This is a genomic window from Priestia sp. FSL P4-0332, from assembly GCF_038005845.1.
Lineage (GTDB): Bacteria > Bacillota > Bacilli > Bacillales > Bacillaceae_H > Priestia.
Genome location: NZ_JBBOUA010000001.1, coordinates 4,799,156 through 4,823,874, shown reverse-complemented (window position 1 = coordinate 4,823,874; position 24,719 = coordinate 4,799,156). Strand labels below are relative to the sequence as shown.

29 protein-coding genes are annotated in these 24,719 nt (G+C 38.2%); 19 read left to right on the top strand and 10 right to left on the bottom strand.

What is annotated here, in order from left to right:
- Nucleotides 1-61: 61 nt before the first annotated feature.
- The 5 genes from yutH (at nt 62) to thrB (ending at nt 5,682) form a co-directional block, all read left to right on the top strand.
- Nucleotides 62-1,063 (top strand): spore coat putative kinase YutH, encoded by a 1,002-nt coding sequence (gene yutH, locus MKY06_RS25335; RefSeq protein WP_013059630.1) that lies wholly within the window; start codon nt 62-64, stop codon nt 1,061-1,063.
- 117 nt (nt 1,064-1,180) lie between these two features.
- On the top strand, nt 1,181-2,170 hold the full coding sequence (locus tag MKY06_RS25330; protein ID WP_013059629.1) for a 2-hydroxyacid dehydrogenase: 990 nt from the start codon (nt 1,181-1,183) through the stop codon (nt 2,168-2,170).
- 241 nt (nt 2,171-2,411) lie between these two features.
- Nucleotides 2,412-3,713, top strand: coding sequence for a homoserine dehydrogenase (locus MKY06_RS25325; RefSeq protein ID WP_013059628.1), 1,302 nt, complete (start codon nt 2,412-2,414; stop codon nt 3,711-3,713).
- Nucleotides 3,713-4,774: a threonine synthase gene (gene thrC / locus MKY06_RS25320; protein WP_025752680.1), complete on the top strand. Its 1,062-nt coding sequence runs from the start codon at nt 3,713-3,715 to the stop codon at nt 4,772-4,774. The genes MKY06_RS25325 and thrC overlap by 1 nt, the downstream gene beginning before the upstream one ends.
- Nucleotides 4,768-5,682, top strand: a complete 915-nt coding sequence (gene thrB / locus MKY06_RS25315) for a homoserine kinase (protein ID WP_013059626.1) — start codon at nt 4,768-4,770, stop codon at nt 5,680-5,682. Before thrC ends, thrB begins: the two co-directional genes overlap by 7 nt.
- A gap of 89 nt (nt 5,683-5,771) precedes the next feature.
- Here thrB and MKY06_RS25310 read toward each other — a convergent pair whose 3' ends face one another.
- Nucleotides 5,772-6,002 (bottom strand): NifU family protein, encoded by a 231-nt coding sequence (locus MKY06_RS25310; RefSeq protein ID WP_013059625.1) that lies wholly within the window; start codon nt 6,000-6,002, stop codon nt 5,772-5,774.
- A 193-nt stretch (nt 6,003-6,195) separates the two neighbouring features.
- Here MKY06_RS25310 and MKY06_RS25305 point away from each other — a divergent pair, with 193 nt between their 5' ends.
- Nucleotides 6,196-6,522, top strand: coding sequence for a YuzD family protein (locus tag MKY06_RS25305; protein WP_013059624.1), 327 nt, complete (start codon nt 6,196-6,198; stop codon nt 6,520-6,522).
- 43 nt (nt 6,523-6,565) lie between these two features.
- Here the strand turns inward: MKY06_RS25305 and MKY06_RS25300 are convergent, their stop codons facing one another.
- On the bottom strand, nt 6,566-7,630 hold the full coding sequence (locus tag MKY06_RS25300) for an NAD(P)/FAD-dependent oxidoreductase (protein ID WP_013059623.1): 1,065 nt from the start codon (nt 7,628-7,630) through the stop codon (nt 6,566-6,568).
- A 382-nt stretch (nt 7,631-8,012) separates the two neighbouring features.
- Between MKY06_RS25300 and MKY06_RS25295 the strand changes: the two genes are divergently transcribed.
- The 4 genes from MKY06_RS25295 to MKY06_RS25280 all read left to right on the top strand — a co-directional run bounded on the left by MKY06_RS25295 (nt 8,013) and on the right by MKY06_RS25280 (nt 10,517).
- Entirely contained in the window at nt 8,013-8,252 is a 240-nt protein-coding gene (locus MKY06_RS25295) for a YuzB family protein (RefSeq protein ID WP_013059622.1), read from the top strand.
- 301 nt (nt 8,253-8,553) lie between these two features.
- Entirely contained in the window at nt 8,554-9,408 is an 855-nt protein-coding gene (gene dapF, locus MKY06_RS25290) for a diaminopimelate epimerase (RefSeq protein ID WP_013059621.1), read from the top strand.
- Between the two features lie 75 nt (nt 9,409-9,483).
- On the top strand, nt 9,484-9,849 hold the full coding sequence (locus MKY06_RS25285) for a HesB/IscA family protein (protein WP_013059620.1): 366 nt from the start codon (nt 9,484-9,486) through the stop codon (nt 9,847-9,849).
- A gap of 149 nt (nt 9,850-9,998) precedes the next feature.
- Nucleotides 9,999-10,517, top strand: coding sequence for a hypothetical protein (locus MKY06_RS25280; RefSeq protein ID WP_013059619.1), 519 nt, complete (start codon nt 9,999-10,001; stop codon nt 10,515-10,517).
- 26 nt (nt 10,518-10,543) lie between these two features.
- On the opposite strand, the gene MKY06_RS25275 is transcribed toward MKY06_RS25280, so the two are convergent.
- Entirely contained in the window at nt 10,544-11,536 is a 993-nt protein-coding gene (locus MKY06_RS25275) for an NAD(P)/FAD-dependent oxidoreductase (protein ID WP_013059618.1), read from the bottom strand.
- A 493-nt stretch (nt 11,537-12,029) separates the two neighbouring features.
- Here MKY06_RS25275 and MKY06_RS25270 point away from each other — a divergent pair, with 493 nt between their 5' ends.
- The 3 genes from MKY06_RS25270 (at nt 12,030) to MKY06_RS25260 (ending at nt 14,419) form a co-directional block, all read left to right on the top strand.
- Entirely contained in the window at nt 12,030-13,244 is a 1,215-nt protein-coding gene (locus MKY06_RS25270) for an NAD(P)/FAD-dependent oxidoreductase (RefSeq protein ID WP_025752690.1), read from the top strand.
- Nucleotides 13,245-13,366: 122 nt separating this feature from the next.
- Nucleotides 13,367-13,690, top strand: a complete 324-nt coding sequence (locus tag MKY06_RS25265; RefSeq protein ID WP_013059616.1) for a YuiB family protein — start codon at nt 13,367-13,369, stop codon at nt 13,688-13,690.
- A gap of 81 nt (nt 13,691-13,771) precedes the next feature.
- The gene (locus MKY06_RS25260; protein WP_289920210.1) at nt 13,772-14,419 is read left to right on the top strand and encodes a 3D domain-containing protein; all 648 of its coding nucleotides are present in this window, start codon (nt 13,772-13,774) and stop codon (nt 14,417-14,419) included.
- A 42-nt stretch (nt 14,420-14,461) separates the two neighbouring features.
- Here the strand turns inward: MKY06_RS25260 and MKY06_RS25255 are convergent, their stop codons facing one another.
- A complete protein-coding gene (locus MKY06_RS25255) occupies nt 14,462-14,938 on the bottom strand; it encodes a divergent PAP2 family protein (protein ID WP_013059614.1) in 477 nt (158 codons plus the stop codon).
- A gap of 245 nt (nt 14,939-15,183) precedes the next feature.
- Between MKY06_RS25255 and MKY06_RS25250 the strand changes: the two genes are divergently transcribed.
- Complete coding sequence (locus tag MKY06_RS25250) at nt 15,184-16,677, top strand: leucyl aminopeptidase (RefSeq protein WP_098277584.1); 1,494 nt, start codon at nt 15,184-15,186, stop codon at nt 16,675-16,677.
- A 267-nt stretch (nt 16,678-16,944) separates the two neighbouring features.
- Nucleotides 16,945-18,264 carry a Na+/H+ antiporter family protein gene (locus MKY06_RS25245; protein ID WP_029319220.1) on the top strand — a complete coding sequence of 440 codons (1,320 nt, stop codon included), beginning with the start codon at nt 16,945-16,947 and terminating at the stop codon, nt 18,262-18,264.
- A gap of 51 nt (nt 18,265-18,315) precedes the next feature.
- Here MKY06_RS25245 and MKY06_RS25240 read toward each other — a convergent pair whose 3' ends face one another.
- The 3 genes from MKY06_RS25240 to MKY06_RS25230 all read right to left on the bottom strand — a co-directional run bounded on the left by MKY06_RS25240 (nt 18,316) and on the right by MKY06_RS25230 (nt 19,705).
- The gene (locus tag MKY06_RS25240) at nt 18,316-18,507 is read right to left on the bottom strand and encodes a hypothetical protein (protein ID WP_013059611.1); all 192 of its coding nucleotides are present in this window, start codon (nt 18,505-18,507) and stop codon (nt 18,316-18,318) included.
- Between the two features lie 116 nt (nt 18,508-18,623).
- Nucleotides 18,624-19,160, bottom strand: a complete 537-nt coding sequence (locus MKY06_RS25235) for an HD domain-containing protein (protein WP_013059610.1) — start codon at nt 19,158-19,160, stop codon at nt 18,624-18,626.
- 176 nt (nt 19,161-19,336) lie between these two features.
- A complete protein-coding gene (locus tag MKY06_RS25230) occupies nt 19,337-19,705 on the bottom strand; it encodes a hypothetical protein (RefSeq protein ID WP_116299232.1) in 369 nt (122 codons plus the stop codon).
- Nucleotides 19,706-19,811: 106 nt separating this feature from the next.
- On the opposite strand from MKY06_RS25230, the gene MKY06_RS25225 reads away from it, so the two are divergent.
- Together MKY06_RS25225 and kapD are read left to right on the top strand one after the other, a co-directional pair.
- Nucleotides 19,812-20,195 (top strand): hotdog fold thioesterase, encoded by a 384-nt coding sequence (locus MKY06_RS25225; protein WP_013059608.1) that lies wholly within the window; start codon nt 19,812-19,814, stop codon nt 20,193-20,195.
- Between the two features lie 344 nt (nt 20,196-20,539).
- Nucleotides 20,540-21,154, top strand: coding sequence for a 3'-5' exonuclease KapD (gene kapD / locus MKY06_RS25220; protein ID WP_013059607.1), 615 nt, complete (start codon nt 20,540-20,542; stop codon nt 21,152-21,154).
- Nucleotides 21,155-21,190: 36 nt separating this feature from the next.
- Here kapD and MKY06_RS25215 read toward each other — a convergent pair whose 3' ends face one another.
- Nucleotides 21,191-21,571 (bottom strand): kinase-associated lipoprotein B, encoded by a 381-nt coding sequence (locus tag MKY06_RS25215; RefSeq protein ID WP_013059606.1) that lies wholly within the window; start codon nt 21,569-21,571, stop codon nt 21,191-21,193.
- Nucleotides 21,572-21,656: 85 nt separating this feature from the next.
- Here MKY06_RS25215 and MKY06_RS25210 point away from each other — a divergent pair, with 85 nt between their 5' ends.
- Complete coding sequence (locus MKY06_RS25210; protein ID WP_078082210.1) at nt 21,657-21,854, top strand: hypothetical protein; 198 nt, start codon at nt 21,657-21,659, stop codon at nt 21,852-21,854.
- A 103-nt stretch (nt 21,855-21,957) separates the two neighbouring features.
- The gene (locus tag MKY06_RS25205; RefSeq protein WP_098277581.1) at nt 21,958-22,482 is read left to right on the top strand and encodes a superoxide dismutase family protein; all 525 of its coding nucleotides are present in this window, start codon (nt 21,958-21,960) and stop codon (nt 22,480-22,482) included.
- Between the two features lie 35 nt (nt 22,483-22,517).
- On the opposite strand, the gene MKY06_RS25200 is transcribed toward MKY06_RS25205, so the two are convergent.
- Together MKY06_RS25200 and MKY06_RS25195 are read right to left on the bottom strand one after the other, a co-directional pair.
- On the bottom strand, nt 22,518-23,690 hold the full coding sequence (locus MKY06_RS25200) for a MalY/PatB family protein (RefSeq protein WP_098277580.1): 1,173 nt from the start codon (nt 23,688-23,690) through the stop codon (nt 22,518-22,520).
- A gap of 168 nt (nt 23,691-23,858) precedes the next feature.
- Nucleotides 23,859-24,707, bottom strand: a complete 849-nt coding sequence (locus MKY06_RS25195) for an alpha/beta fold hydrolase (RefSeq protein WP_013059602.1) — start codon at nt 24,705-24,707, stop codon at nt 23,859-23,861.
- Between the last annotated feature and the right edge of the window lie 12 nt (nt 24,708-24,719).

Below are 24,719 nucleotides of genomic sequence, written 5' to 3'. Positions count from 1 at the left end.
ATGACAAGTAATGTTGTTTTCCATCATATAATTTCTTGAATGAATGAAGAGAGGGATTAAAATGATACAAACCATTTATGAGCATTACGGATTACGTCCAAATGAATTTATGCCCGTTGGTAAATTTGAAGGTTTCCAGTATCGAGATATTTTATATACAATCATTAATGTAAAGCAAATGGAACAAGACGAGTTAAATGAACTATATCAAATGAGTCAATTTCTGATGGGCCAAGGTGATCGCCATGTGGCAACATTTATGCCTAATTTGAATGGTGAAATGATTACAGAAACTGAAACTGAAAAATTTATCATTTGCCGCTGTCTTGCGGAAGAGAAAAACCCCAACTTTTCACCTGGGCACGAGCTAGCTGTTTTTCATCAAAAAGGGAGGCTGTTTCCTTATGAAGTGGAAAAAGCAAACCGGCTAGGGCAATGGAAGTCCATGTGGGAGAAGCGTCTCGACCAGATGGAGCAATTTTGGTATGGAAGATTACGTGCTTTGCCTAATCAAGAGATGGAAAAACGTTTTTTAGAAACTTTTCCTTATTACCTAGGATTAACGGAAAATGCTATTCAATACCTAGTAGACACGGAAATTGACGATTTGCCTCGTTCAGTTGACGCTGCGACGATTTGTCATCATCGGTTCGGGCAAAAAACATGGGGGGAAGACTACGTTTACAAGCTCCCAGCAGATTGGGTCTTTGATCATCCGAGCAGAGATATAGCTGAATATATAAGGGAACAATATTTATTAACATACGCTGTCGATGAAAGGCACATGCATCAGTTTTTAAGTGAATACGAAAAGGTAAATCCGCTTTCTTCTTTTTCATGGAGACTGTTATATGCTAGACTTCTTTTTCCCGTTCATTATTTTGAGGTCATTGAAGGGTATTACAGTGTACAAGATGAGCGGCAAAAACAAAAGTATTATGAGAAGCTGGAAGGAGTATTAGCTCATTCTTCTCACTACGAAGCTTTTCTGAAGCGCTTTTACCAGTCGGTGGGTATCTCAACGTCTCGTTATCACATTCCTGAATTAACATGGATTCATTAAAAAGCGATTACTATAGAATATGATAAAATAGAAAAATAGGTGTTGGATAATCCAAACCTGTTTTTCTATTTTGTTTTTGTGCATGCAGTTTAAAAAGGATAAAGAGGTGGCGTACATATGGACAAGCCGTTTGTATTTATTACGAGAAAAATACCGAATGAATTAATCGAACCTTTAAAGGCAGTAGCGAATGTGGAAATGTGGGATAAAGAAGATGAGGCAGTCCCTCATGAGCTGCTTTGTGAAAAAGCTAAGCACGCACATGCTCTATTAACAATGCTTTCAGATCGTATTGACAGTGAATTGCTTACCCAAGCTCCTCATTTAAAGCTTGTAGCTAACTTGGCGGTCGGATTTGATAATATTGACGTAGAAGCGGCAACTGAACGAGGAATTATCGTTTCTAATACCCCCGATGTTTTATCTGATACAACAGCAGATTTAACGTTTGGTTTATTAATGAGTGTAGCTAGACGTTTAGTAGAAGCTGCTGGATATGTGAAAGAAAATCAGTGGAAAAGCTGGAGTCCATTTTTGTTAGCGGGTAGAGATGTTCATCATAAAACATTAGGTATTGTTGGAATGGGGAAAATTGGAGAGACGCTTGGGAAACGTGCTACAGGTTTTGATATGGAAATCTTGTACCACAATCGAAGCCGCAACCTTCAAGCAGAAAAAAAGCTCAATGCAGTTTACTGTGAGTTAAATGAGCTGCTTGAACGATCTGATTTTGTTGTTTGTTTGACACCGTTAACGGACGAAACCAAACATTTATTTAATGCTTCAGCATTTGAACAGATGAAAACAACTGCGATTTTTATTAATGCTTCAAGAGGAGCAGTGGTTGATGAGCAAGCATTGTTACATGCGGTTCAATCCGGGGAAATTGCTGGAGCTGGCTTGGATGTATTCGATCAAGAGCCTATTTCTGCTTCTCACCCTCTTCTTCAATTGCCTAATGTTGTAGCTCTTCCTCATATCGGCAGTGCGAGTATCGAAACGCGCACGGAAATGATTTCTTTATGTGTTAAAAACATTAAAGCAGTACTTACAAATGAGTCTCCCATTACAATTGTAAATAAAGAAGCGTTTGCGAAAAAATCATAACAGAAAAAGGCAATTTCATTTCGGTGAAATTGTCTTTTTTTTATTAAAAAACAGTGAGAGCCATGTTATGATAATAAAATGAAATATTTTAAAAATTTACATTTATCTTTATATACCAATTTTTTTAACGAGTTTACGAGAAAAGATGGCAAGTAAACCTTGTAAAAAAGAAAAATAAGGTCTATAATGTCCTCTATAAGAGAACAAATGTATACGTAGAAAGAACACAGAGGTGAGGAATATGACAAAAAGTATTTCAGTAGGATTATTAGGGTTAGGAACGGTAGGAAGCGGAGTAGTCAAAATTATTGAAAATCATCAGGATAAATTAAGTCATCAAGTCGGGTGTCCTGTAGAAGTTAAAAAAGTAGTAGTTAAAGATATTGATAAGAAACGTGACGTAGAAATCAGTGAAGATAAATTAACAACGAATGTTGAAGACGTTTTACATAACGCGGAGATTGACGTTGTCATTGAAGTAATGGGTGGCGTTGAAGAAACAAGAGATTATATCTTAACAGCCCTTCGTAATAAAAAGCATGTTGTAACGGCAAACAAAGATTTGATGGCAGTTTACGGCTCAGAATTGTTAACAGTAGCTTCTGAAAATAACTGTGATTTATTTTATGAAGCAAGTGTAGCAGGCGGTATTCCAATTCTTCGTGGATTAGCAGATGGATTAGCATCTGATCGTATTACCAAAATGATGGGAATTGTAAATGGTACAACAAACTTCATTTTAACGAAAATGACAAAAGAAGGAAGCGCTTATGATGAAGTGTTAAAAGAAGCGCAGGATTTAGGATATGCTGAAGCTGATCCCACTTCTGACGTAGGTGGTTTAGATGCTGCTCGCAAAATGGCAATCTTGGCTACACTAGGATTTTCAATGAAAATTGACTTGGACGATGTTCGTGTTCAAGGTATTACAGAAGTAACGGAAGAAGACTTGCAATATAGTAAACAATTAGGCTATACGATGAAACTGATTGGATATGCACATCGTGACGGCGACAATGTAGAAGTTAGTGTTCAGCCAACTCTTTTAGCAGACACACATCCTCTTGCTTCAGTAAGCGATGAGTACAATGCTGTATATGTATACGGAGAAGCTGTTGGAGAAACGATGTTTTATGGACCGGGGGCAGGAAGCCTGCCAACTGCCACTGCTGTCGTATCAGATTTAGTAGGTGTTATGAAAAACATGCGTTTAGGTGTGAATGGTAAAAGTGCGGTAACGCCTCAGTATCCAAAACAGTTAAAAGCAGAAGATGAAATGTTCTCGAAGCATTTCTTACGTATTCATGTTAAAGATCAAGTTGGAGCATTTGCAAAATTAACAACACTATTTTCAGAGCGTGGCGTGAGCTTCGAAAAAATTATTCAACTTCCTGTGAAAGGAAGCGAATTAGCTGAGATTGTTGTTGTTACACACAAAACATCTCAAAAAGATTATGAGGAAATCCTTCAGCAGCTTCGGGATTTACCAATTGTAGAAAATGTAAAAAGCAGTTACCGCGTAGAGGGAGTTGGCACAGTATGATGTGGAAAGGTCTATTAGCTGAATATAAAGAGTTTTTACCTGTAACAGAGAAAACACCTATGCTTACACTACATGAAGGAAATACACCTTTAATTCATCTTGCTCATTTATCAAAAGAGCTAGGCATTGATTTACATGTGAAAGTAGAAGGGTTAAATCCAACGGGGTCATTTAAAGACCGCGGAATGGTAATGGCTGTAGCAAAAGCCAAAGAAGAAGGAAGCAATACGGTTATTTGTGCATCTACAGGTAACACATCCGCAGCTGCAGCAGCTTATGCATCACGCGCTGGCATGCGCTGTATCGTTGTTATTCCAAATGGAAAAATTGCGATGGGGAAATTAGCTCAAGCTGTTATGTATGGTGCAGAAATTGTAGCAATTGAAGGAAACTTTGACCAAGCGCTTTCTATGGTTCGTAAGCTGAGTGAAACATCACCGGTTGCACTTGTAAACTCTGTAAACCCATATCGTATTGAAGGGCAAAAAACAGCTTCTTTCGAGATTTGTGAACAGCTTGGAAAAGCGCCTGACGTTTTAGCTATCCCAGTGGGGAATGCAGGGAATATTACAGCTTACTGGAAAGGATTCAAAGAATACAGTGAGCGTCACCAAACGTCTCTTCCTCACATGCACGGGTTTGAAGCAGAAGGTGCAGCCGCGATCGTGCGTAATCAAGTTATCGAAAATCCAGAAACAATTGCAACGGCTATTCGAATCGGAAATCCAGCAAGCTGGGATTATGCTGTAAACGCAGCAAAAGAATCAAACGGAAAAATTGATGAAGTAACAGATGAACAAATCTTAGAAGCATATCGTACAATTGCACGCAAAGAAGGTGTATTTGCAGAGCCAGGTTCTTGCGCTTCAATAGCTGGTGTGTTTAAAGATGTAGCTTCTGGTAAAATTGCAAAGGGTTCAACGGTTGTAGCTGTATTAACAGGTAACGGATTAAAAGATCCAAACGTAGCAATCGATGCTCATAATGTAAAGCCAGTGGTTTTACCAAATGATGAAGAAAAGGTATTTGAGTATATCCAAGGTGTCGTTGCTTCATGCTAGAAAATGAGCGTTTTGTCATTACGGTCCCAGCTAGCTCTGCTAATTTAGGGCCAGGATTTGATTCCATTGGAGTGGCTTTATCTCGTTACTTAAGATTAACAGTAGAGCGTCATGAGGAATGGATTTTTATCCCTGAAACGAAAGAAGTGCAAAGTATTCCTACAGGTACAGATAACTTAATGTATGAAGTGGCACAAGACGTGGCTCGTCAATTTAACATTGATCTTCCAAGTGCGAAGGTCTCTGTTTGGAGCAACATTCCATTAGCAAGGGGACTTGGAAGCAGCGCATCGGCTATCGTAGCTGGAATCGAGCTGGCTAATGTACTGTGCGACTTGCGTTTATCAAAAAGAGAAAAGCTTCGCATCAGCAGCTTAATGGAAGGACATCCCGATAACGTCAGCCCGTCTATTTACGGCGGAATCGTTGTTGGTTACCATCATGAAAATGAAACATATATTGCTCAAATACCTGAATTTGATGTCGATATCGTGATGGCTATTCCAGAATATGAATTAAAAACAACCGATGCTCGTGATGTGCTGCCTTCGGATATTAATTATCGCCACGCAGTAGAAGCTGGGGCAATAGGGAACATGCTAGTAGCGGCCCTGTTAAATAAAGATTTACCTCTGGTAGGCGAATTTATGGAGAAAGATTTATATCACGAACCTTATCGTATGAGGCTCGTGCCAGAGCTTTCTCTTGTGCGAAAAGAAGCAAAAGCTCTCGGCGCATACGGTGTGTCACTAAGCGGAGCCGGTCCGAGTGTATTATGTTTAGCACCAAAAGGAAAAGGAAAAGCGATTGCTGAACATATGTATGCTTTACTGCCGAACTGCGAAATAGATGTTTTACAAATTGATCGCAAAGGTGTATTTGTAGAAGCTGAAGTCACAACGAGTTAATAAAAAAATCCTCATTCATTTGAATGAGGATTTTTCATTCGCAAGCCCCAATAAAATGGGAGGTTGCTTTTATAATAAAATCAAAGAGATTAGAATACTTGTTCTACTTCAACTACACCAGGTACTTCTTCTAAAAGGGCACGTTCGATACCAGCTTTTAGCGTGATTGTTGAACTTGGGCAGCTTCCGCAAGCGCCTAAAAGACGTAACTTTACAATACCATCCTCTACGTCTACTAGCTCACAGTCTCCACCGTCGCGAAGTAAAAACGGACGAAGTTTTTCTAATACTTCTTGAACTTGCTCGTGCATTTCTGACATAACTATCGACTCCTTTCTTCTACTCTTATTATAAACGGTCTTTCATGAAAAATCTATCGGAGTATACATCGTAATGTTACCTTAAAAGAAAAAGATGTGCAATGAATCAGTTTTGTGTAAAATAGTATTCATAATGAAGTAAAAGTGTGAATAATCGTACAGTTTGTATGTAAAGATTCAAGGGGGATGTGCTATGCAATCAACTGAGGTAGAAGTGTGTATTTATGGAGCTGAAATTGTTTGTGCAAGCTGTGTTAATCTGCCGTCTTCAAAAGACACCTATGATTGGCTAGAGGCAGCGATTTCTCGCAAATATCCGAACCAACCGTTTGCTATCACATATGTAGATATAAACGAGCCGCATACGGATCCGGAAAAAGCAGCCTTTGCCAAGCGTGTGATTGAAGAAGATTTATTCTATCCTGTAGTGGTTATTAATGGAGAAATTGTTGGGGAAGGCAATCCGAAATTAAAGCGCGTATTTGAGGAAATGGAGAAGTATGGTTTCTGCGCATCATAATGAAAAAAGCCGTTAGATTGTCAGTCATCTAACGGCTTTTATTTTATCCACTGTGGTGTTTATACATCCAAAGAATACCTGATTTTAATAATCGAGCTACGCGTCCTGTAATTGGACGTTCGGCAACTAAGCCAAATCCATGCTTTTTGCCTAATGAACCAAGTATGCCTTTTAATTTAATAGTTGGTAATTCATCTGGAAGCGCTTCGCCTTTCCAGCGGTGAAGAAGTACTTGCACAATTTGTTCAGCCTGACCTTCTGCAAGCTGAGCACTTGGTGCATGCGGTAGGCTTGCACAATCACCTAAAATGTAGACATTTTCATCGTCAGGCAAGTTATGGTATTTCGTTAATACGACGCGTCCTTGAGGATCTTTTTCTACGTCTAAATCGCGTACCACTTTATTTGGCTGGATACCTGCTGTCCACACGATTGCATCGCTTTGAATGGGCTCATCATGATTATAAAGAATGTTCGGTTCTACTTTTGTAATATTAGCACTATTTACGATTTCAACACCGTTTGAAGTAAACCAAGTTTGAACGTAATTACTTAAACGTTCTGGGAAAGCAGATAAAATTAATTTACCGCGGTCAAATAAGATGATTTTTAAATCCGGGCGGCTTTCTCTTAGCTCGCTTGCTAGTTCTACTCCGCTTAATCCAGCTCCTACAATTGAAACAGTAGCGTGGGCCGGCAAGTTGTTTAATGTCTGATAAGTTGCTCGTGAAGCATCAATGGATTGAATGCTGTATGTATGCTCAAGAGCTCCGGGAACTCCATGATATTTATCTTCGCATCCGAGTCCTACAATCAGGTCATCGTAAGCGATCATTTGATCATCCACATAGACGCATTTCTCTTCCAGGTCTATGCGTTTTACACAGCCGTAGCGAATTTTTAAGCGAGGGTGTTCAGGAAAAGCAACACGAACATGCTGATCAGAGATTGTTCCAGCTGCAAGTGCATAGAATTCAGTTTTTAGTGAGTGATAAGGTGCTTTGTCAATAAGCGTTACTTCTACATCGTTAGGCAATTGATTCGGAAAAAGGCGCTGCAAAACGCGCATACCACCGTATCCGCCGCCCAGTATGACAAGGTTCTTCATGTGAATTTCCCCTTTAGCTTCATGCATTTTTGTTTTCTCTCTATTATTCTTGCTTTTAAGAATAGGAGAGTACAAATTACCGTTAATAAGGATGGTTGCCAAAAAGATATGAAAGGCTATATAAGATAACATATTTTACTTAAATAATAATTTAATATAACCTCGTTTGGTTTTCTATACATAAAAGTATAACTAAATTAATAAAAAACCACAATATGTTTCAACATAATTTCAAGCTATCCCTGTAATAAAGCTTTATTTATACGTTTTGTTGAAAAAGTCTGTGAAGCTAAGAAGCGTGCGCAAAATGAACGTGAATTTCCAAAGTTGACGTTGAAAATGAAAGGAGATAGGATAAACTAATAGTAGAGAGGTGAAAAACGTGATACAGCCAATTATTGAATTTTGCGTTAGCAATTTAGCCAGTGGTTCTCAAACAGCTTTAGAAAAGCTTGAAAAAGATCCAAATCTAGATATTATTGAATACGGATGTTTAGGTTATTGCGGGAAATGTTCACAATCTTTATTTGCCTTGGTAAACGGAGAGATTGTTACAGCGGAAACACCTGAACAGTTAGTAGATAATATTTACATTCATTTAGAAGAAAACCCAATGTTTTAAACTATCCCCGCTGTCGTATCTCTTTTTATCAGAAGAGGGACATGAGGCTAATAGAATAGATGATGTAAGCACGGCTGTCTTGCCGTGCTTTTTTATGCGTTTTTGCGCAAATATCTGCGCTTTAACCATCCTCTTTACAATCATAATGCTTCTTTTGTTTTTTAATACTCCAAAGGAGGACAAAATAAAAAACCCCTTAATCTTTATGATTAAGGAGCTAAAAAAACGGGGGATGATATTATTGTGTACAAAAGAGAATCACTTTATACTAGAGCTACATAAAAAAATAATGGGTGATAATATGAAAAAATTTCAGTTTACAAAAATGCATGCACTTGGCAACAACTATATCTACGTAAATATGTTTGAAGAACATATAGAAGAGCAAGAGTTAGCACCGCTTGCTGTAAAAGTCTCAAATGTTTATACGGGAATTGGATCGGATGGAATGATTCTTATTTGTCCATCTGAACGTGCAGATGTAAAAATGCGCGTATTTAATAATGACGGCTCGGAAGCAAAAAACTGCGGAAACGGTTTAAGATGTGTAGCTAAATATGCATATGAACATAATTTAGTAACAAGCGAAAGATTTTTTATCGAAACGCTTTCTGGAGTTGTAGAAGCAACGGTGCATCCGCAGGGAAATGAAGTTCCAGAAGTGACAATCGATATGGGAGCGCCTATTTTAGCTAGAGAACAAATTCCAATGACGGGAGCAAGCCAAGACCAGGTCGTTAATGAAGAGATGGAATTTGGAAAAGAACGGTTAAAAGGGACGGCTGTATCAATGGGAAATCCTCACGTCGTCTTTTACGTAAATGATATTGAACAAGCGCCTCTTACTACATTAGGACCCGTGGTTGAAAAAGATTCGCGTTTTCCAGAAGGAGTGAACGTTGAATTTGTCGAGGTAGTGAACGAAAGAGAGCTGAACTTTCGTGTATGGGAAAGAGGTTCGGGTATCACTCAAGCATGTGGGACAGGAGCATGCGCTGCTGTTGTTTCGTCTGTGTTAAATGAGAAGACGAAAAAAGATGCTCCTACTGTCGTACACCTCGCTGGAGGAGATTTAACGATTGTTTGGCAAAATAAAGGCAATGTATTAATGACAGGTCCAGCCAATGTGATTTGTGACGGCACGTATTATTATTAAGAAATGAAGAAGCAGACGATTTGTCGTCACAGCCATTTCGTCGTATACTAAACAAAAAAGGAGGTCTGTTTAAAAATGAGTCAAGATATCCTAACAATTACAGAAGCTGCAAGCTTTCAAATAAAAGATATGATGAAAGAACATGAAGAAGAAAATGCTTATTTACGTGTTAATGTAAATGGAGGAGGGTGTTCAGGTCTTTCTTACGGTATGGGTTTTGCTCACGAAGTAAATGAAAACGATACGCTGTTTGAACAACATGGCATTAAGATTCTTGTAGATAGCGAAAGTGCTCCAATTTTAAAAGATGTAAAAATTGATTACAAGCAATCTATGCTAGGCGGAGGGTTTACAATTGATAACCCGAACGCCATTGCAGCATGCGGCTGCGGCTCTTCTTTCCGTACAGCAAGCAACGCAGGTGCTCCTGAAGAGTGCTAAATATATTTTTATAAAGAAGCTTTCTTCACCTCATCTGGTGAAGAAAGCTTTTTTAGTGAGAAATTTTTGTATGTTACATCATCTGCCAAACATGTTGACTGAATAATCAGTCTTTTTTATACTCAATAAAAAAGAGGAGATGAACGGATTTGATAGATGCGACTCGTTACGACGCGGAACAAGTAGGAGGTTACGGAAGTTTTCGCAAAAAAAACACCCTGCCTATTCTATGGAAGGGGTTTATAAACTGGTTAAAACTTGAAAGTAGGAAAATGGAGTCTAAGGATGCAAAAAGTATTCACTTCAGTGAATCGCATTTATTTGTTCAACATTTGCCTTTTTCCTCAGGTGAAGCCTGTTATCAAAACTCGTCCTCTGCGCCTCTTAACCATTCTGAACCTTACATTCGCTATTATGAAAATGCTAACGCCTCTCTGGCTGAAAGCTACGGAGCAGTTGAAGGAGAGCATATTCTGCTGATTGAACGTATTGCCGGTCAATCAGAGGTAGTAAAATATTTAAGCAAGCTCGAAGGTTTGAAGGCCTACAGGATGAGCGTAACTAGTCAAGAAGGAAACCATTCCTTTTATGAAATCTGTTTAATAAGCAGTGATGCGGAAATGATGAGTGAAATCATTCATCGAATGGTTACACCAATCCAGCAATGAAAAAAGCAGGCGAGAGCCTGCTTTTTTTATGAGAACATTGACGTACTGTGCATAGGCTGTAAGCGAGCCTTTGGATCAATGTATGCTTTAGCGTTATTAACAGCAGTCGGACCTTCGCCAAATCCTGCCACGATGAGTTTTACTTTTCCATCATATGTGCAGACATCACCTGCTGCATAGATGCCAGGAATGTTTGTTTCTTGCTTTGAGTTAACAACAATTGCATTTTTCTCTAAATCTAAGTCCCATTCTTTAATTGGACCTAGAGAAGAAACAAATCCAAAGTTTACAATAACATCATCTACGTCTACTACTGTCTTTTCTTCACCTTTTGTGTTTTCTAACACAACTTGTGTAATACGGTCATCTCCAATAAATTCAACCGGTACATAAGGCGTTTTAATATCAACTGATGAATTATGCAAGTTTTCTACGCTGTGTTCATGAGCGCGGAACTTGTCTCGGCGATGCGTTAACGTTACTTTTTCTGCGATCGGCTCTAACATAAGAGACCAGTCTACAGCAGAATCCCCGCCCCCGCATACTAGTACTTTGCGGCCTTTGAATTTATTCATATCATCCACAAAATAATGAAGGTTCGTTTGCTCGAACTGTTCTGCGTTTTCTAGCTCGATTTTACGGGGCTTAAATGCACCGTTTCCAGCCGTAATAATAATTGTTTTTGAATAGTGGACTTCAGAATTAGTAGTTAATCGAAATACACCGTCCGCTTGTTTTTCTACCTTTTCTACGGCTTGCTCTAGCGCAACTGCAGGTTTAAATTGATCCATTTGCTCTTTTAGGTTATTGACTAATTCTTGAGCCCGTACTTTTGGAAAACCAGCTACGTCATAAATATATTTTTCAGGATATAAAGCAGAAAGCTGCCCACCAAGCTGTGGCAAGCTTTCAATAATTTTTACGCTCGCTTGACGCATACCGCCATAAAATGCTGTAAATAAGCCTGTAGGGCCGCCTCCGATGATGGTAATATCATATACTTGTTTATCTTCTTTCATTTATAATCACCTCTAGATTGTTCTGTGCCAATGCATATTCTACTTTATGATAGCATAGTAAATTATAAAATATTATTAAAACACGCTGGAATGTTTGAGAAACTTTCTCAACTTAAAGATCAGTATTTGTAATCATTAACATAACCACACGTTTTGGTCAAATATAAAACTGGGTATACAGGAAAGTAATTGAAAATTTAAAAGCTTGTAAATACAAAGTGAAGGGTTGAAAAACCGATTAAAAAAGCATAAGATGTTTGTGTAAATCAAGCTAGGACTTATGCTTACATTTTTTTGAAACAGAAAAAATGTATTTTTTTAAAAAAGAACGTGAAGTGATTCACATTATTTTTCTTATATGAATAATAAATGGATAGCGATGATCGTTCTTGCTCAAACTAACATAAAAAAGCAAACCAAATAAAATTGCTCTTATCATTATATTTGTAAGACATACTTGTGACTATAACTAAAAAAGGTGGATGACATTCCTATGAAAAAGCCTAAAATCGTCATTTTGGGTGCCGGGTATGGCGGCATTATGACAATTGTTAATTTACAAAAGAAACTGGGTGCTAGTGATGCGGAAATTGTTTTGGTAAATAAAAACGATTACCATTACGAAACCACATGGCTTCATGAAGTATCAGCAGGTACAATTCATCAAGATCGCTCTCGTGTTCCCGTTAAAAATTTAATTAACACAAATAAGGTTACATTTATCAAAGACACGGTCGTAGATATTAAGTTAGATGAAAAGCGTGTTCTTCTTGAAAACAGTGAGCTAACGTATGATTATTTAGTTGTTGCTTTAGGGTATGAAGCAGAAACTTTCGGAATTAAAGGTTTAAAAGAACATGCATTTACCATTACGAGCATTAATGCAGCACGTCAAATTCGTGAGCATATTGATTATGTGTTTGCGACGTACAACAATGAAGTGGAAAAAAGAGACGAACTTCTGACAATTATTGTTGGGGGTGCTGGCTTTACCGGCATTGAATTTGTGGGAGAATTAGCAAATCGAGTCCCTCAGCTTTGCAAAGAGTTTGATATTCCGCGTGAAAAAGTACGCGTTATTTGTGTAGAAGCAGCGCCTACGGCTTTGCCAGGTTTTGATCCAGAACTTGTAGAATATGCGGTAACACAACTAGAACGAAAAGGAATCGAGTTCAAGATCGGAACAGCGATTAAAGAGTGTACAGAAGAAGGGATTATTGTATCAAAAGATGACCAAGTAGAAGAAATCAAATCAGCAACAGTTGTATGGGCTGCGGGTGTTCGAGGCAGTCACGTGATTGAAAAAGCTGGATTTGAAAACATGCGCGGGCGTGTAAAAGTAAGCAATAGCTTGCTGGCACCAGGGCATGAAGATGTGTTTGTTATTGGAGATTGTTCACTAATGATTAACCCTGAAACAGAACGTCCTTATCCGCCAACAGCTCAAATTGCTATGCAGCAAGGCGGTACCTGCGCTGAAAATATTAGCCGTTTGATGAAAGGTCAAAAAGAATTAAGCGAGTTCAAACCAGATATTAAAGGAACGGTATGTTCGTTAGGGCATGATGACGCAATTGGCGTTGTATATGGTCGAAAACTATTTGGTTCAAGCGCATCTTTTATGAAAAAAGTTGTTGATAATCGCTCGCTTTTCCTTCAAGGCGGAGCAGGTCTTGTATTGAAAAAAGGAAAATTTAATTTCTTTTAAAACAAAAAGCAAAAGGTCTTTAAGCCTTTTGCTTTTTTGGTATTAACTTACTTTTCTGTGATTGACGCCTTCATTACTCTTAAGTAAACTGAGAGTATAAAGAGTAACGGAGGCGAAAAGCAATGGAAATGAGTGTGCCTGTACTAATTATCTCCATCTTGTTGTTTTTTGTTTTGTTTTTTGGAATCGGTTTCTTATTGAATATGCTGCTTCGCATGTCTTGGATTATGGCCATTATTTATCCCGTGATTTTTATTTTTATTATTGATGATGTAAGAGCGGTTGATTACATTCAACATCCCGCTCACTCCTTTCAGCAGCTAGGGACAAAAGTGCTCTCTTTAGCCACAGCTGACATTGCGATTTTAATGGCTGGTTTTATAGGTGCACTAGCTTCAGGCATTACCATTAAATCTTTACGAACAAGAGGGTACCAAATGTTTTAAATGTAAATTCTTCTCGCAAACGAATAATTTGTTTTTATGTTGGAAACAAATAGATTCGTGAGAGGAGTTGTGGAAATCACAATGATTGGAAAAATAGCAAAGCGATTCATTATGTGCCTACTACTGGTCGGAGCGCTGTTTACAACATATGAAGCAATTACTGGCGTCCCAATAACCACAGTCATCAAATATATGCCTTTTATAAACCGTACAGGGCATCCTCTAATGAATGAAAGGCTCTTGCCATCATTTCTAAAACCACTAAGAGCTGAAGCGGCTAGCAATGACAAAGAGCGTCTGACGATTGAAGAAGCATTTGATTGGTCGCGTTATCCAACTAAGAATGTATTGGCTACGGGTTACACAGCTGGTTACGAATCAACTGGGAAAAATCCCAATCATCCAGGGTATGGTATTACATATTCGGGCGTTAAAGTAAAACGTGACTTGTATTCAACCATCGCTGCTGATTTAACCATATTTCCAATCGGCACGATCTTGTTTATTCCGGGCTATGGCTATGGAGTGGTAGCAGATAAAGGTGGGGCTATTAAAGGCAATCATCTTGATTTATATTTTGAGACTGTTTCCGATGTGTACAACATATGGGGTAAAAAAGAATTAAACGTCTATGTAGTGAAATCAGGGGGCGGCCGCTTAACTGAAGAAGAGTTAACAATGCTGAATGAAAAGAAGTCGATGCAGGTTTTTCGACAGCAGGTAAAATAAACGAGAAACACATGAAGAATTCTTCATGTGTTTTCTTATGTTTTATGGCCATACATAATACGTTACAAAAGCAACTGCTATCCCTGTTAAGGCCCCAAAGAAAACTTCAATAGGCTTATGTCCAAGCAGCTCTTTTAGCTTCACTTGTTTTTCGTCTTCTTCATTGGTCGTCCACAGCTTTGCCTCTTTTACCGCGCGCTGAAAGTCTTCAACCAAACGATTTAAAACCGTTGCTTGCTCTCCTGCATGTCTTCTTACTCCTTTAGCATCGAACATGACAATAATGGCAAAAATAGCGGAGAGAGCAAAAATGGGGGATTTAAGACCTTCTGCTAGCCCAATGGCAGTTGCTAAGGAAGTTACTGCTGCGGAGTGAGAGCTTGGCATGCCTCCCGTACTAAAAAATAAGCTGCCGTCTATTTTCTTAGTAGCTACAAAAGAAAGGGGAATCTTAATAAATTGAGCAAAGAAAATAGCGATTAATGAACTCCAAAGTGGAAAATTTGAGAATAAATCCATTGAGACGTCCTCCCTCAACTTAAAATGTCTGAAAAGCTAAACCCGTATGATGAAAAAAGCGGTAGATGAAAGTATATGTGTGAAACTAAGGTTTTTGAACTGTGATTAAAAATTGTATTTCTGCTATCATATGTATATAGATGAAAACAGTGGTGAATATGATATATATTCCACTTGCTGAATAGATTAAACAAAGCAGATGATAAATAAAAATAAAATCTCTATACGTAAAAGGGAGGAATTTTATGTTTTCGCATGTAGAAACATTTGGTGTTGATCATCAAACAGAAGCGCTCGTAATCGGGTTATTTAATCAAAACCAACAATTTGAAGGCCTTCTAAAAGAAATTGATGAAGCTTTAGGTGGACAGCTCATTCATTTGATTAAAGAAGGGGATATACGTGTACAAGAAAAACGTACATCAACGATTCATACACTAGGAAAATTAGGAGCAAAACGTCTTTATTTTGTGGGACTCGGACGAAAGCAAGCGCTAACTAAAAATGGACTCAAAGAGAGCTTTGGACTGTTATTTAAAAAGTTAAAAGAAGCGAAGATTTCAAACGCATCGGTCGCCCTTTCTACATTTGATACAGGAGTGTGGTCAGAGCAAGAAACTGCAGCTTTATTAGGAGAAGCTCAACAGCTTGCTATGTACGAGTTTGAAAACTACAAAAAGAAATCAAACGAACCTGACAAGCAGCTTGAGAAAATTGAACTGTTTTCTTTTTACAAAGACGTTGTACAATCTGCTTTGGTTGGATATACGTATGGAAAAGCAACAAACTCAGCGCGCACCCTTGTTAACTTACCAAGCAATATGCTAACGGCTACAGATTTAGCTAATTATGCAGTAGAAATGGCACATACATATGGTTTTGAATATGAAATTTTAGAAAAAGAAGAGATGGAAACATTGGGAATGGGCGCACTGTTAGCAGTTAATCAAGGTTCCGCAGAGCCTCCTAAAATGATTGTCCTGAAATATCAAGGAAAAGAAAAATGGGAAGACGTTATTGGGTTGGTAGGAAAAGGGATTACCTTTGACACAGGTGGTTACTCTATTAAATCTAAAGACGGGATTGTAGGTATGAAAACAGATATGGGCGGAGCTGCATCTGTTCTTGGTGCAATGGAAGCAATTGGAGAATTAAAACCTCATCAAAACGTAGTAGCTGTCATTCCATCAACTGACAACGTTATTAGCGCGCGTGCTTTTAAGCCAGATGACGTAATTACAGCAATGAATGGAAAGACAATAGAAGTACTGAATACAGATGCTGAAGGGCGTTTAGCGTTAGCTGATGGTATCTCCTATGCCAAATACCACGGAGCAAATTATTTAGTAGACGTGGCGACATTAACGGGTGGTGTAATTGTAGCTCTTGGTACACATACAACTGGGGCAATGACGAATGATTCTGCTTTATTGCAGCAAATAGCGAAAGCGAGCATTGAGACAGGCGAACCGATTTGGGAGCTGCCTATTACAGAACGAGACAAAAAGCGTGTTCGGGGAAGTAAGGTAGCAGATTTAAATAACTCTCCTGGACGAGAGGGGCACGCAATTATGGCAGGAACTTTTATTGGTGAGTTTGCAGAGCAAACACCATGGGTTCACTTGGATATTGCTGGAACTGCAACATCCGCTGCTTCTCATGAGTTAGGACCTTCAGGTGCAACAGGCGTGATGGTGCGAACACTAGCTACAATGGTTTGTTCATTTGAAGCCAATTAATGAAAAAAGTATAGCAGTGATAGAAAGAAACGTAAAAAGAAGCATCGATGATGCTTCTTTTTTAATATGTTTACATAATGTTTTTTCTTTTTAGTAAGAAAAGATTACTTAGAAAAATCCTTATATTGTTAAGGGTGTAGAGAAGTTAAACAAACGTTTATTTAGTAAGATGATTGACTTTTTTTCTATACCTAATATAATGAACATGTTGTTTATCTCTCTAATGTTTTAATGAGATAAAGTGAAAAGAAAAATGGAGGTTTCAAAATGAATGCAGTATTAATAGCTGTGCTCGTGATGCTGATTTTGAGCTTATTGCGTATCAACGTTGTCTTTTCTTTAGCAGTCGGAGCGCTAATTGGAGGACTTGTTGGCGGTATCAGCCTCACAGATACAGTAAGTATATACACAGATGGTCTTGGAAACAGTGCTTCTGTTGCATTAAGCTATGCTTTGCTTGGAGGATTTGCAATGGCTGTTTCGCGGACAGGGCTGCCTGATGCCGTTGTTCAGCTAGCGTTAAAAATAGTAGGGAAAGAAGGAGAAACGAAAAAGAAGTCACTGTCAAAAGTACTGATTTTATTGATCATCCTTATTATTTCATGTTTTTCTCAAAACGTTATTCCGGTTCACATTGCATTTATTCCGCTTTTAATTCCACCTCTATTGAAAGTATTTAATCAGTTAAAAATCGATCGCCGATTAGTCGCAACCGTTATTACATTTGGATTGGTTACACCTTATATGTATTTGCCGGCAGGATTCGGTAAGATTTATCACGACATTTTATTTACTAACATCAAAGAAAGTGGATTAACAATTGATAAAGGAGATATTACCACGGCGATGGCTCTTCCAGCTTTAGGAATGGTAGTGGGCTTATTGTTTGCTGTGTTTATTTCGTACCGCAAGCCGCGCACTTATGAAGATATTGACATTGACCAAGGCACAGAGGAGCGTACAGGTTACACAACAAGAGGAATTATTGTAGCTTTACTTGCGATTGTAGCGGCTTTAACTGTGCAGCTCTTAGTAGATTCTATGATTTTCGGAGCGCTTGCAGGGATTGTTGTCGTTTACTTCAGCGGGGCTTTGAAGTGGAATGAAGCAGATCCAGTATTAACGAACGGAATGAGAATGATGGCTTTCATCGGATTTGTTATGCTGTCTGCCTCTGGTTTTGCAAAAGTTCTTCAAGAAACTGGAGATGTAGAAGCGCTTGTAAAAGGCTCTGTTGCTCTTATTGGCGGCAACCAAATGCTAGGTGCATTTCTTATGCTTGTCATCGGGCTTTTAGTGACAATGGGCATTGGTTCTTCTTTCTCTACCATTCCAATTATCGCGACGATTTTTGTTCCTCTTTGCTTAGAACTTGGTATGAGTCCAATGGCAACGATTTGTATTGTTGGTACAGCGGGAGCGCTTGGAGACGCTGGTTCACCAGCTTCAGACAGTACGCTTGGACCCACATCTGGATTAGCAGTCGATCGTCAGCATGATCATATTTGGGATACGTGTGTACCAACTTTTCTTCACTATAACATTCCACTTATTATTTTTGGGTGGATTGCCTCGGTTATCTTGTAAATAGAGGCCCTATAATGAAAAAAAGCAGCCGATCAAAACCGGCTGCTTTTTTCATGCTTGAGAAAGAGTAGAAGCAGTGCTGTCACAAGCTCCTAATGCTTGCTCTACAGCCTGAAGAGATTGTTCAATACGTTCACGATTTGAATCTTTCTCTACTGTTTGAAGAGCTTGTTCAAGGCTTGCCTTTGCCTGATTTAATGATGTGCAAGAATCTTGCACGTAACCTCTAGCGTTTTTAGACATTCTTCTTCCTCCTAACTAACAAAAAATGAGAATCAATAAGTAGTATGAGTAATTTGCAGGGAATTATGAGGAGAAATAATAAAAAGGATTAACTCTTATGAAAGGAGTTAATCCTGTCAGCCTAACTGTTTAAATTGGTTGGAATGTAGAAGTTCAAGCACTTTCTTATCAAGCTCCTTAATTTTCTTTACAGCCAGATTATATTCCATTTCACGGTAATGGTGTTTGCCGCCTGGCTCTTCATCAGCTTCATCAGCTAGTTTGACTACTTTTTGAAGAGGGCGTTGTTGAATTGTTCCTTCAGGCAAATATGAGTCTGTGTGTAGTAAAATAGCTAAAGCAATTTCTTTTGCCGCCTGAGGTTCCTCACCTAAACGAATGAGTAATTTATGTGCACGTTCAGCCCCTTTAATAGCGTGAATATCATTTTGACGATACTTCTCATAATCCCACTGACCATTTGTGTACCATTCGTAGTGGCCAATATCATGAAGCAGCGCTGCTTTTGTAGCTAAATCGGGGTTTACATTATGCTGTACGGATAGACGAAACGCATGATAGGCGACGGATACAGCATGCGCAACGCCAGATCGAGTTAAATATTTTTGAGCGATAGGATGCGTGAAAATTTCTACTAGCGTAACATGTCTCATCATGTCATCCCTCCTAAAGAAAAAATATATTTCCAAATACAATATCATATTTGTATCCTAAATACAATTATCGTGTAATTTGTTTTTACATACAAAAATGGCATATATTATAATATTCGGAACGAAACAACATGTACATCTTTTTTTGAAGAAAATAAGACTTTTTTCCTTGTATTTTACCATCTAATATTTAACGATACGTGACAGCAGTCAAATTGGTTATTGGGATGAATAAACGTAATTTTAATATAGTCTGGAGTATAAAAAACATCGATTTTTGTCTTAACACCAGTGGAAAGAATGAGTCTTTTTACTTCACTCATTTTGGATTCTTGAGCAGCAGCTTTTATTTTTTTTATTAAATTTGGCGAAGTATTAGCTCTTTGAATAAATATAGTAGCGCTTTGCATGGTAGAGGGAATAACTTTAAGAGATTGCTGAAATGTCGCGATGTCCGCCTCAGGTAAGTTAGGTACCCTGTATGTATAAGGGTGAGGCATGTAGTACGGTGGCCAATAGTAAGGCAAGGGAGCAAATGATTTCATATAAGAATCCTCCTAGAAAACGGATTTTTATTATGTATATGTAGAGGGTTCGTATATGTTGTAGCAAAACCGTTATTGTATACTAGATACAAAGGGAGGTATGGATATGAAAACAAAAGATACGCTGTTAGAAGCATTAGGAATTGAGATTATTAGTGCGAGTGAACAAAGAGTCGAAGCGACGATGCCTGTTGATGAGCGAACGCGTCAGCCATTCGGGCTTTTACACGGAGGAGCATCGGTGGCGTTAGCTGAAACTGTGGCTAGTCTAGGTGCCATTAAAAGTGTAGATCTCGAAAAAGAAATCTGCGTAGGTTTAGAAATTAATGCCAATCATATCAAAGGGAAAAAAGACGGAATCGTTACAGCTATAGGCGTTCCTTTACATAAAGGAAAAAAAACAGCGGTTTGGGAAGTGAAAATTCAAGATGAAGAAGAGAATTTAATCTGTATATCCAGATGTACGCTTGCTATTCTACCTAAAGCTTAAACATAAGAATGCTTAGTCTAGAAGGTGTGAGGTATGCTTTTGGAGTGAGAAGGAGCCACCTCACACACTCATGTTAGAGTTTAAAGAGAATTTGGAAGAGCGGATACATAAAAAAGTGAAAAAATAGGTAAAAAAATAAGCGAAATTATGTCTATTCGTGACAGTTACCCTGCGCATAGAGACATGCTCTAGAATATAGTAGTAGTAAAGTATTCTTTTTATTCAACAACTAGAATATTCATAATATTAAAAATAAGAACAGAAAATAGACCTTCCGATTGTTCAATCGTGCTATAATAGCATTAATATAGTAGGGCGGTTTATTTTACAAAGGGGTGATAATATTGGATAAGAACTCTCAGTATTTATTCATTGATTTTGAATTTACAATGCCAGAGTATAAGGGTTTTCCAAAAGGCTTTTTTCCGGAAATCATTGAAGTTGGTTTGGTGTTTGTTAAAAATCAAGAAATCATTGATCGTTTCTCCTCTTACGTACAGCCTACACACTTTACAAAATTAACTGAGCGCTGTAAATCATTTCTCCATATCGAACAAAATCAAGTAAATGAAGGCATTACGCTAGAGCAGCTTGTACAGCGACTGGGCATGTATAAACACAGCACGATTATTACATGGGGGAACATGGATATGAAAGTATTAAGGCAGTGCTGTCAAAAAAATAAGGTGCCATTTCCTTTTGCAGGTAAAGAAATTGATCTTTCAATGGAGTATAAGCGCTTTTTTGGAGATCAAAATCAAACTGGCCTTTGGAAAGCTGTGCAAGAGTATGGTAAAGAAGGAACTGGAAAGCACCACTGCGCGCTTGATGATGCGATGACGACACTCAATATCTTTAAGCTTGTAGAAAAAGATAAGCGGTACCTTCAAAAACCAGAGCCAACGACCATAGGAGATCGAATCGATTTTTCAAAAGTATTAAATAAATTTGCATTATAAAAGCCAAATCACTTCTACGTGAATTTGGCTTTTTACTTAATGAATACCGTACTCTTTTTTTAACTCTTCTAAACAGGCAATACTTGCTTGAGCAAAAGGGCTATCTTTGGCTTGTTGTTCAGCTATCTTTAATTCAAGCGCTTTTTTTAGTGAATTTTTATAATCGGGAACGCTGTCTTCATAGAGATGAACCATTTTTTGAGGAATATTGGCCTGCTCTCGAAATGCAAGTGCTTTTCGCTCGTGAAAAAAAGGTACGTCCACTTGTCCAGGGTTATGTAAGTCACCTTGTTCTGGATGCTTTAACACAGCTTGAATCCGCACAACATAATGCAGGTCTCGAACTTGTGTAATTTCACCGATGTATTTCCCAGTTTTATAAAGTGCCGTAACGGTTTGACCAATTGTAAATGTCATATTGCCAGATCTCCTTTAAGTAAAGTGTTTGTTATCACCAGTATAAATCAAAACCCTCTACCGTTTCTATGAAAGGATGTTGTACATGATGTATTTAATGTTTTTGCTTTATTTTCCGGAAGATAAAAGAGAATATATTCCTGCTTTTGCTACTATGGCGATTTTTGTACTAGCAGCAGTTGCAGTATGGCGTTTAATCATTAAGATTTCGAAAAAAGAAGAAGAAAAAACGAAGGAGTTAGAAGCAAAGCTAAAAGAACAGGATAATAAGAAATCACTGTAATGAAATGCAAATAAAATGTAAGCGTTTAAAATAATATGTTGCTGGACAATCTATGGAAAGACATCTAAAACTTTCGCTAGTGCATATGCGATTGGAGGGCAACATGAAAAAACTACTACTCATTGGAACCGTGCCTTTTTTCTTGTTAACGGGGTGTATGGAAAAAGAAATATCCAATAAAGAAGTCAAAGTCTATAACGCAGATGGAGATAGCATCGGTACAGTCAAGTTGAAAGAACAGGCCGATGGAATTGAGTTTACGTACAATTTAAGCGGACTTCCACCTGGCGAACACGGCGTACATATTCATGAAATGGGAATTTGCAAAGCTCCTAACTTTAAAAGTGCGGGCAATCACCTTGATCCTGATAAAAAGAAACACGGACTGTTAAATCCAAAAGGACCGCATTTAGGCGATATGAAAAATATTGTGGTAGAAGACGATCAGACGTATACAGGAACAGATATGATTCCTCAAGTCACGTTAAAAGAAGGAAAGACATCGCTCGTTAAGCGTATGGATGGCTCATCCCTTATTATTACCGAACAAGGTGATGACGGAATGACAGAGCCATCAGGTAATTCTGGCAAGCGAATCGCCTGCGGAGTTATTTCAAAAAAACATTAAAAACAGCGTTCTTTCGTGGGAAAGAACGCTGTTTTTTACGTTAAAGCTACTTTTAAGCGATTTAATCCTTCTTGAAGCTGTTCATGTGAACAGCCAATGTTCAAGCGGATAAAACCTTTTCCATATGTGGAACTGTATTTTTCGCCTTTTTCTACGGCAATTTTCCCTTTTTCTAATAAGCGTTCATGTAATTCTTCTTCTGATAAATGCAGCTTGTTGCAGTCAATCCATAGTAAATAAGTTCCTTCGGGCTGAACCACTCGCAGTTCAGGCAAGTTTTCACTTATAAAACGCGTCACGAGATCTACATTTTTCTTCAGATATACAAGCAGTGCTTCTAGCCACTCCTCACCTTCACTGTAAGCCGCCTCTAACCCAATTATTCCGAATGTGTTTAAATTAGAAAACCCTTGTTTTTGCTGTTGTTGAACATACTGTGTGCGCAGTTTCTCGTTTGGAATAATAATAGCTGAAGCTTGAAGTCCCGGTATATTAAATGTTTTGCTAGGGGCCATACACGTAATGGTTCGATTGGCTGCATCTTCATTCACCATGCTAATGGGAATGTGTTTATAAGGCTGGTAAATTAGATCAGAATGGATTTCATCTGAAACAATTAATACATTGTATTTTTCACAAAGATCGGCAAGCTTCTTCAGTTCTTCTTTTGTCCACACGCGTCCTACTGGATTATGAGGGCTGCAAAGAATCATTAATTTTACGCCTTCTGCAAATTTTTGCTCTAAATCTGCAAAATCAATTTCGTATTTATCGCCCGCAAGTTTTAACGGATTTTCAACAACTTCTCGATCATTTACCTTTATCATGTTAAAAAATGGAGTATAGACTGGAGGCTGAATTAAAATTGAATCTCCAGGTTCCGTAAATGCTTGGATAGCCATACTCAGGGCAAATACAACTCCTGGACTGTATGTAATCCATTCATGATCAATGGTCCACTGATGCTTTTTTTCTACCCAAGATGATAAAGCATTTGCCGTAGATTCAGTAGGGGAAGTGTAGCCGAAAATACCGTGTTTGACACGCTCATTAATGGTTTGAAGAACATTAGGCGGCGCTTGGAAATCCATATCAGCTACCCAAAAAGGCAGAACATCTTTTGCTCCAAAAACAAGATCAGTTTTGTCCCACTTTACGGACTGCGTACCTGTACGGTTAATTAATTGATCAAAAGAATAAGTAGACAATAAAAGTACCCCCTTTTTTAATATAATAGTTTGCTTATTTTTAATACGTTTGTCAACGAAGTTAACTTGTGAAGTCAATAAAGAAAGTGAAAAAATTGCTGAAGCACGACTAATAAATTTTTTATTAAAGTTAGCGCCTCGTGTGAAATATACGAACTCGCCCCGTCATTATTGAGACAGGGCTTTTTCACCGTACAAGAAATCGACCATATGAGATTGCACAATGTCGGGACACTCTTCTGGTAAAAGGTGTCCAATTTCCTTTAAAGAGATAAAGGTAGAGTCTGTTAAATCATCTTTTAACTTACGTCCGAGATGCAAAGGAACAACCCGGTCTTCTTCTCCCCAAATGAGTAAACTGGGTTTTTTTATGTGCTGCAAATCCTTTGAGGATAGGTCTCCTTCTCGATCACGAATCATTCTTGTTAAAGCCATAAACGTACGGTCATCCAAAAATGGTTCAGTATAGCCATCAATCATTTCTTCGTCGATTAACTTATGATCAAATACGACATTTTGCAAGTTGCCTAATACACCTTTGCGAGACAGCCACGTTTTTACCCACAGATAAAAGAAGGGAACATAAGAAGACATGACCAATCCATAATGTGAGGGGCCTAAATAAGCTGAGCTGCACAGAAGAACTAGTTTTGATACGCAAGAAGGCTTTAACTTTGCTACGTTTAAACAAACCTGTCCTCCCATTGAATGTCCCGATAGTACAACATCTTTCAACTTTAAATATTCAATCAACTCGATGACAATTCTGGCTAAATTTTTATACGAGTATTGAAAGGTTAACGATTTTTCACTTCGCCCAAATGGCGGAAGGTCCAGCGTAATGATAGAAAACGTATCTTCAAATAAAGGAATTAAACGTCGAAAGCTAAAACTCGATGATAAAAAGCCGTGAATAAATACAATGGCTGGTTTATCAGGGTGATAGTTATGGCATTCGTAGTAAACATTGACTCCATTAAAAGTACGCTGGTGACAAGTAATTTTAGATTCAGTCAATTTGTTTCACTC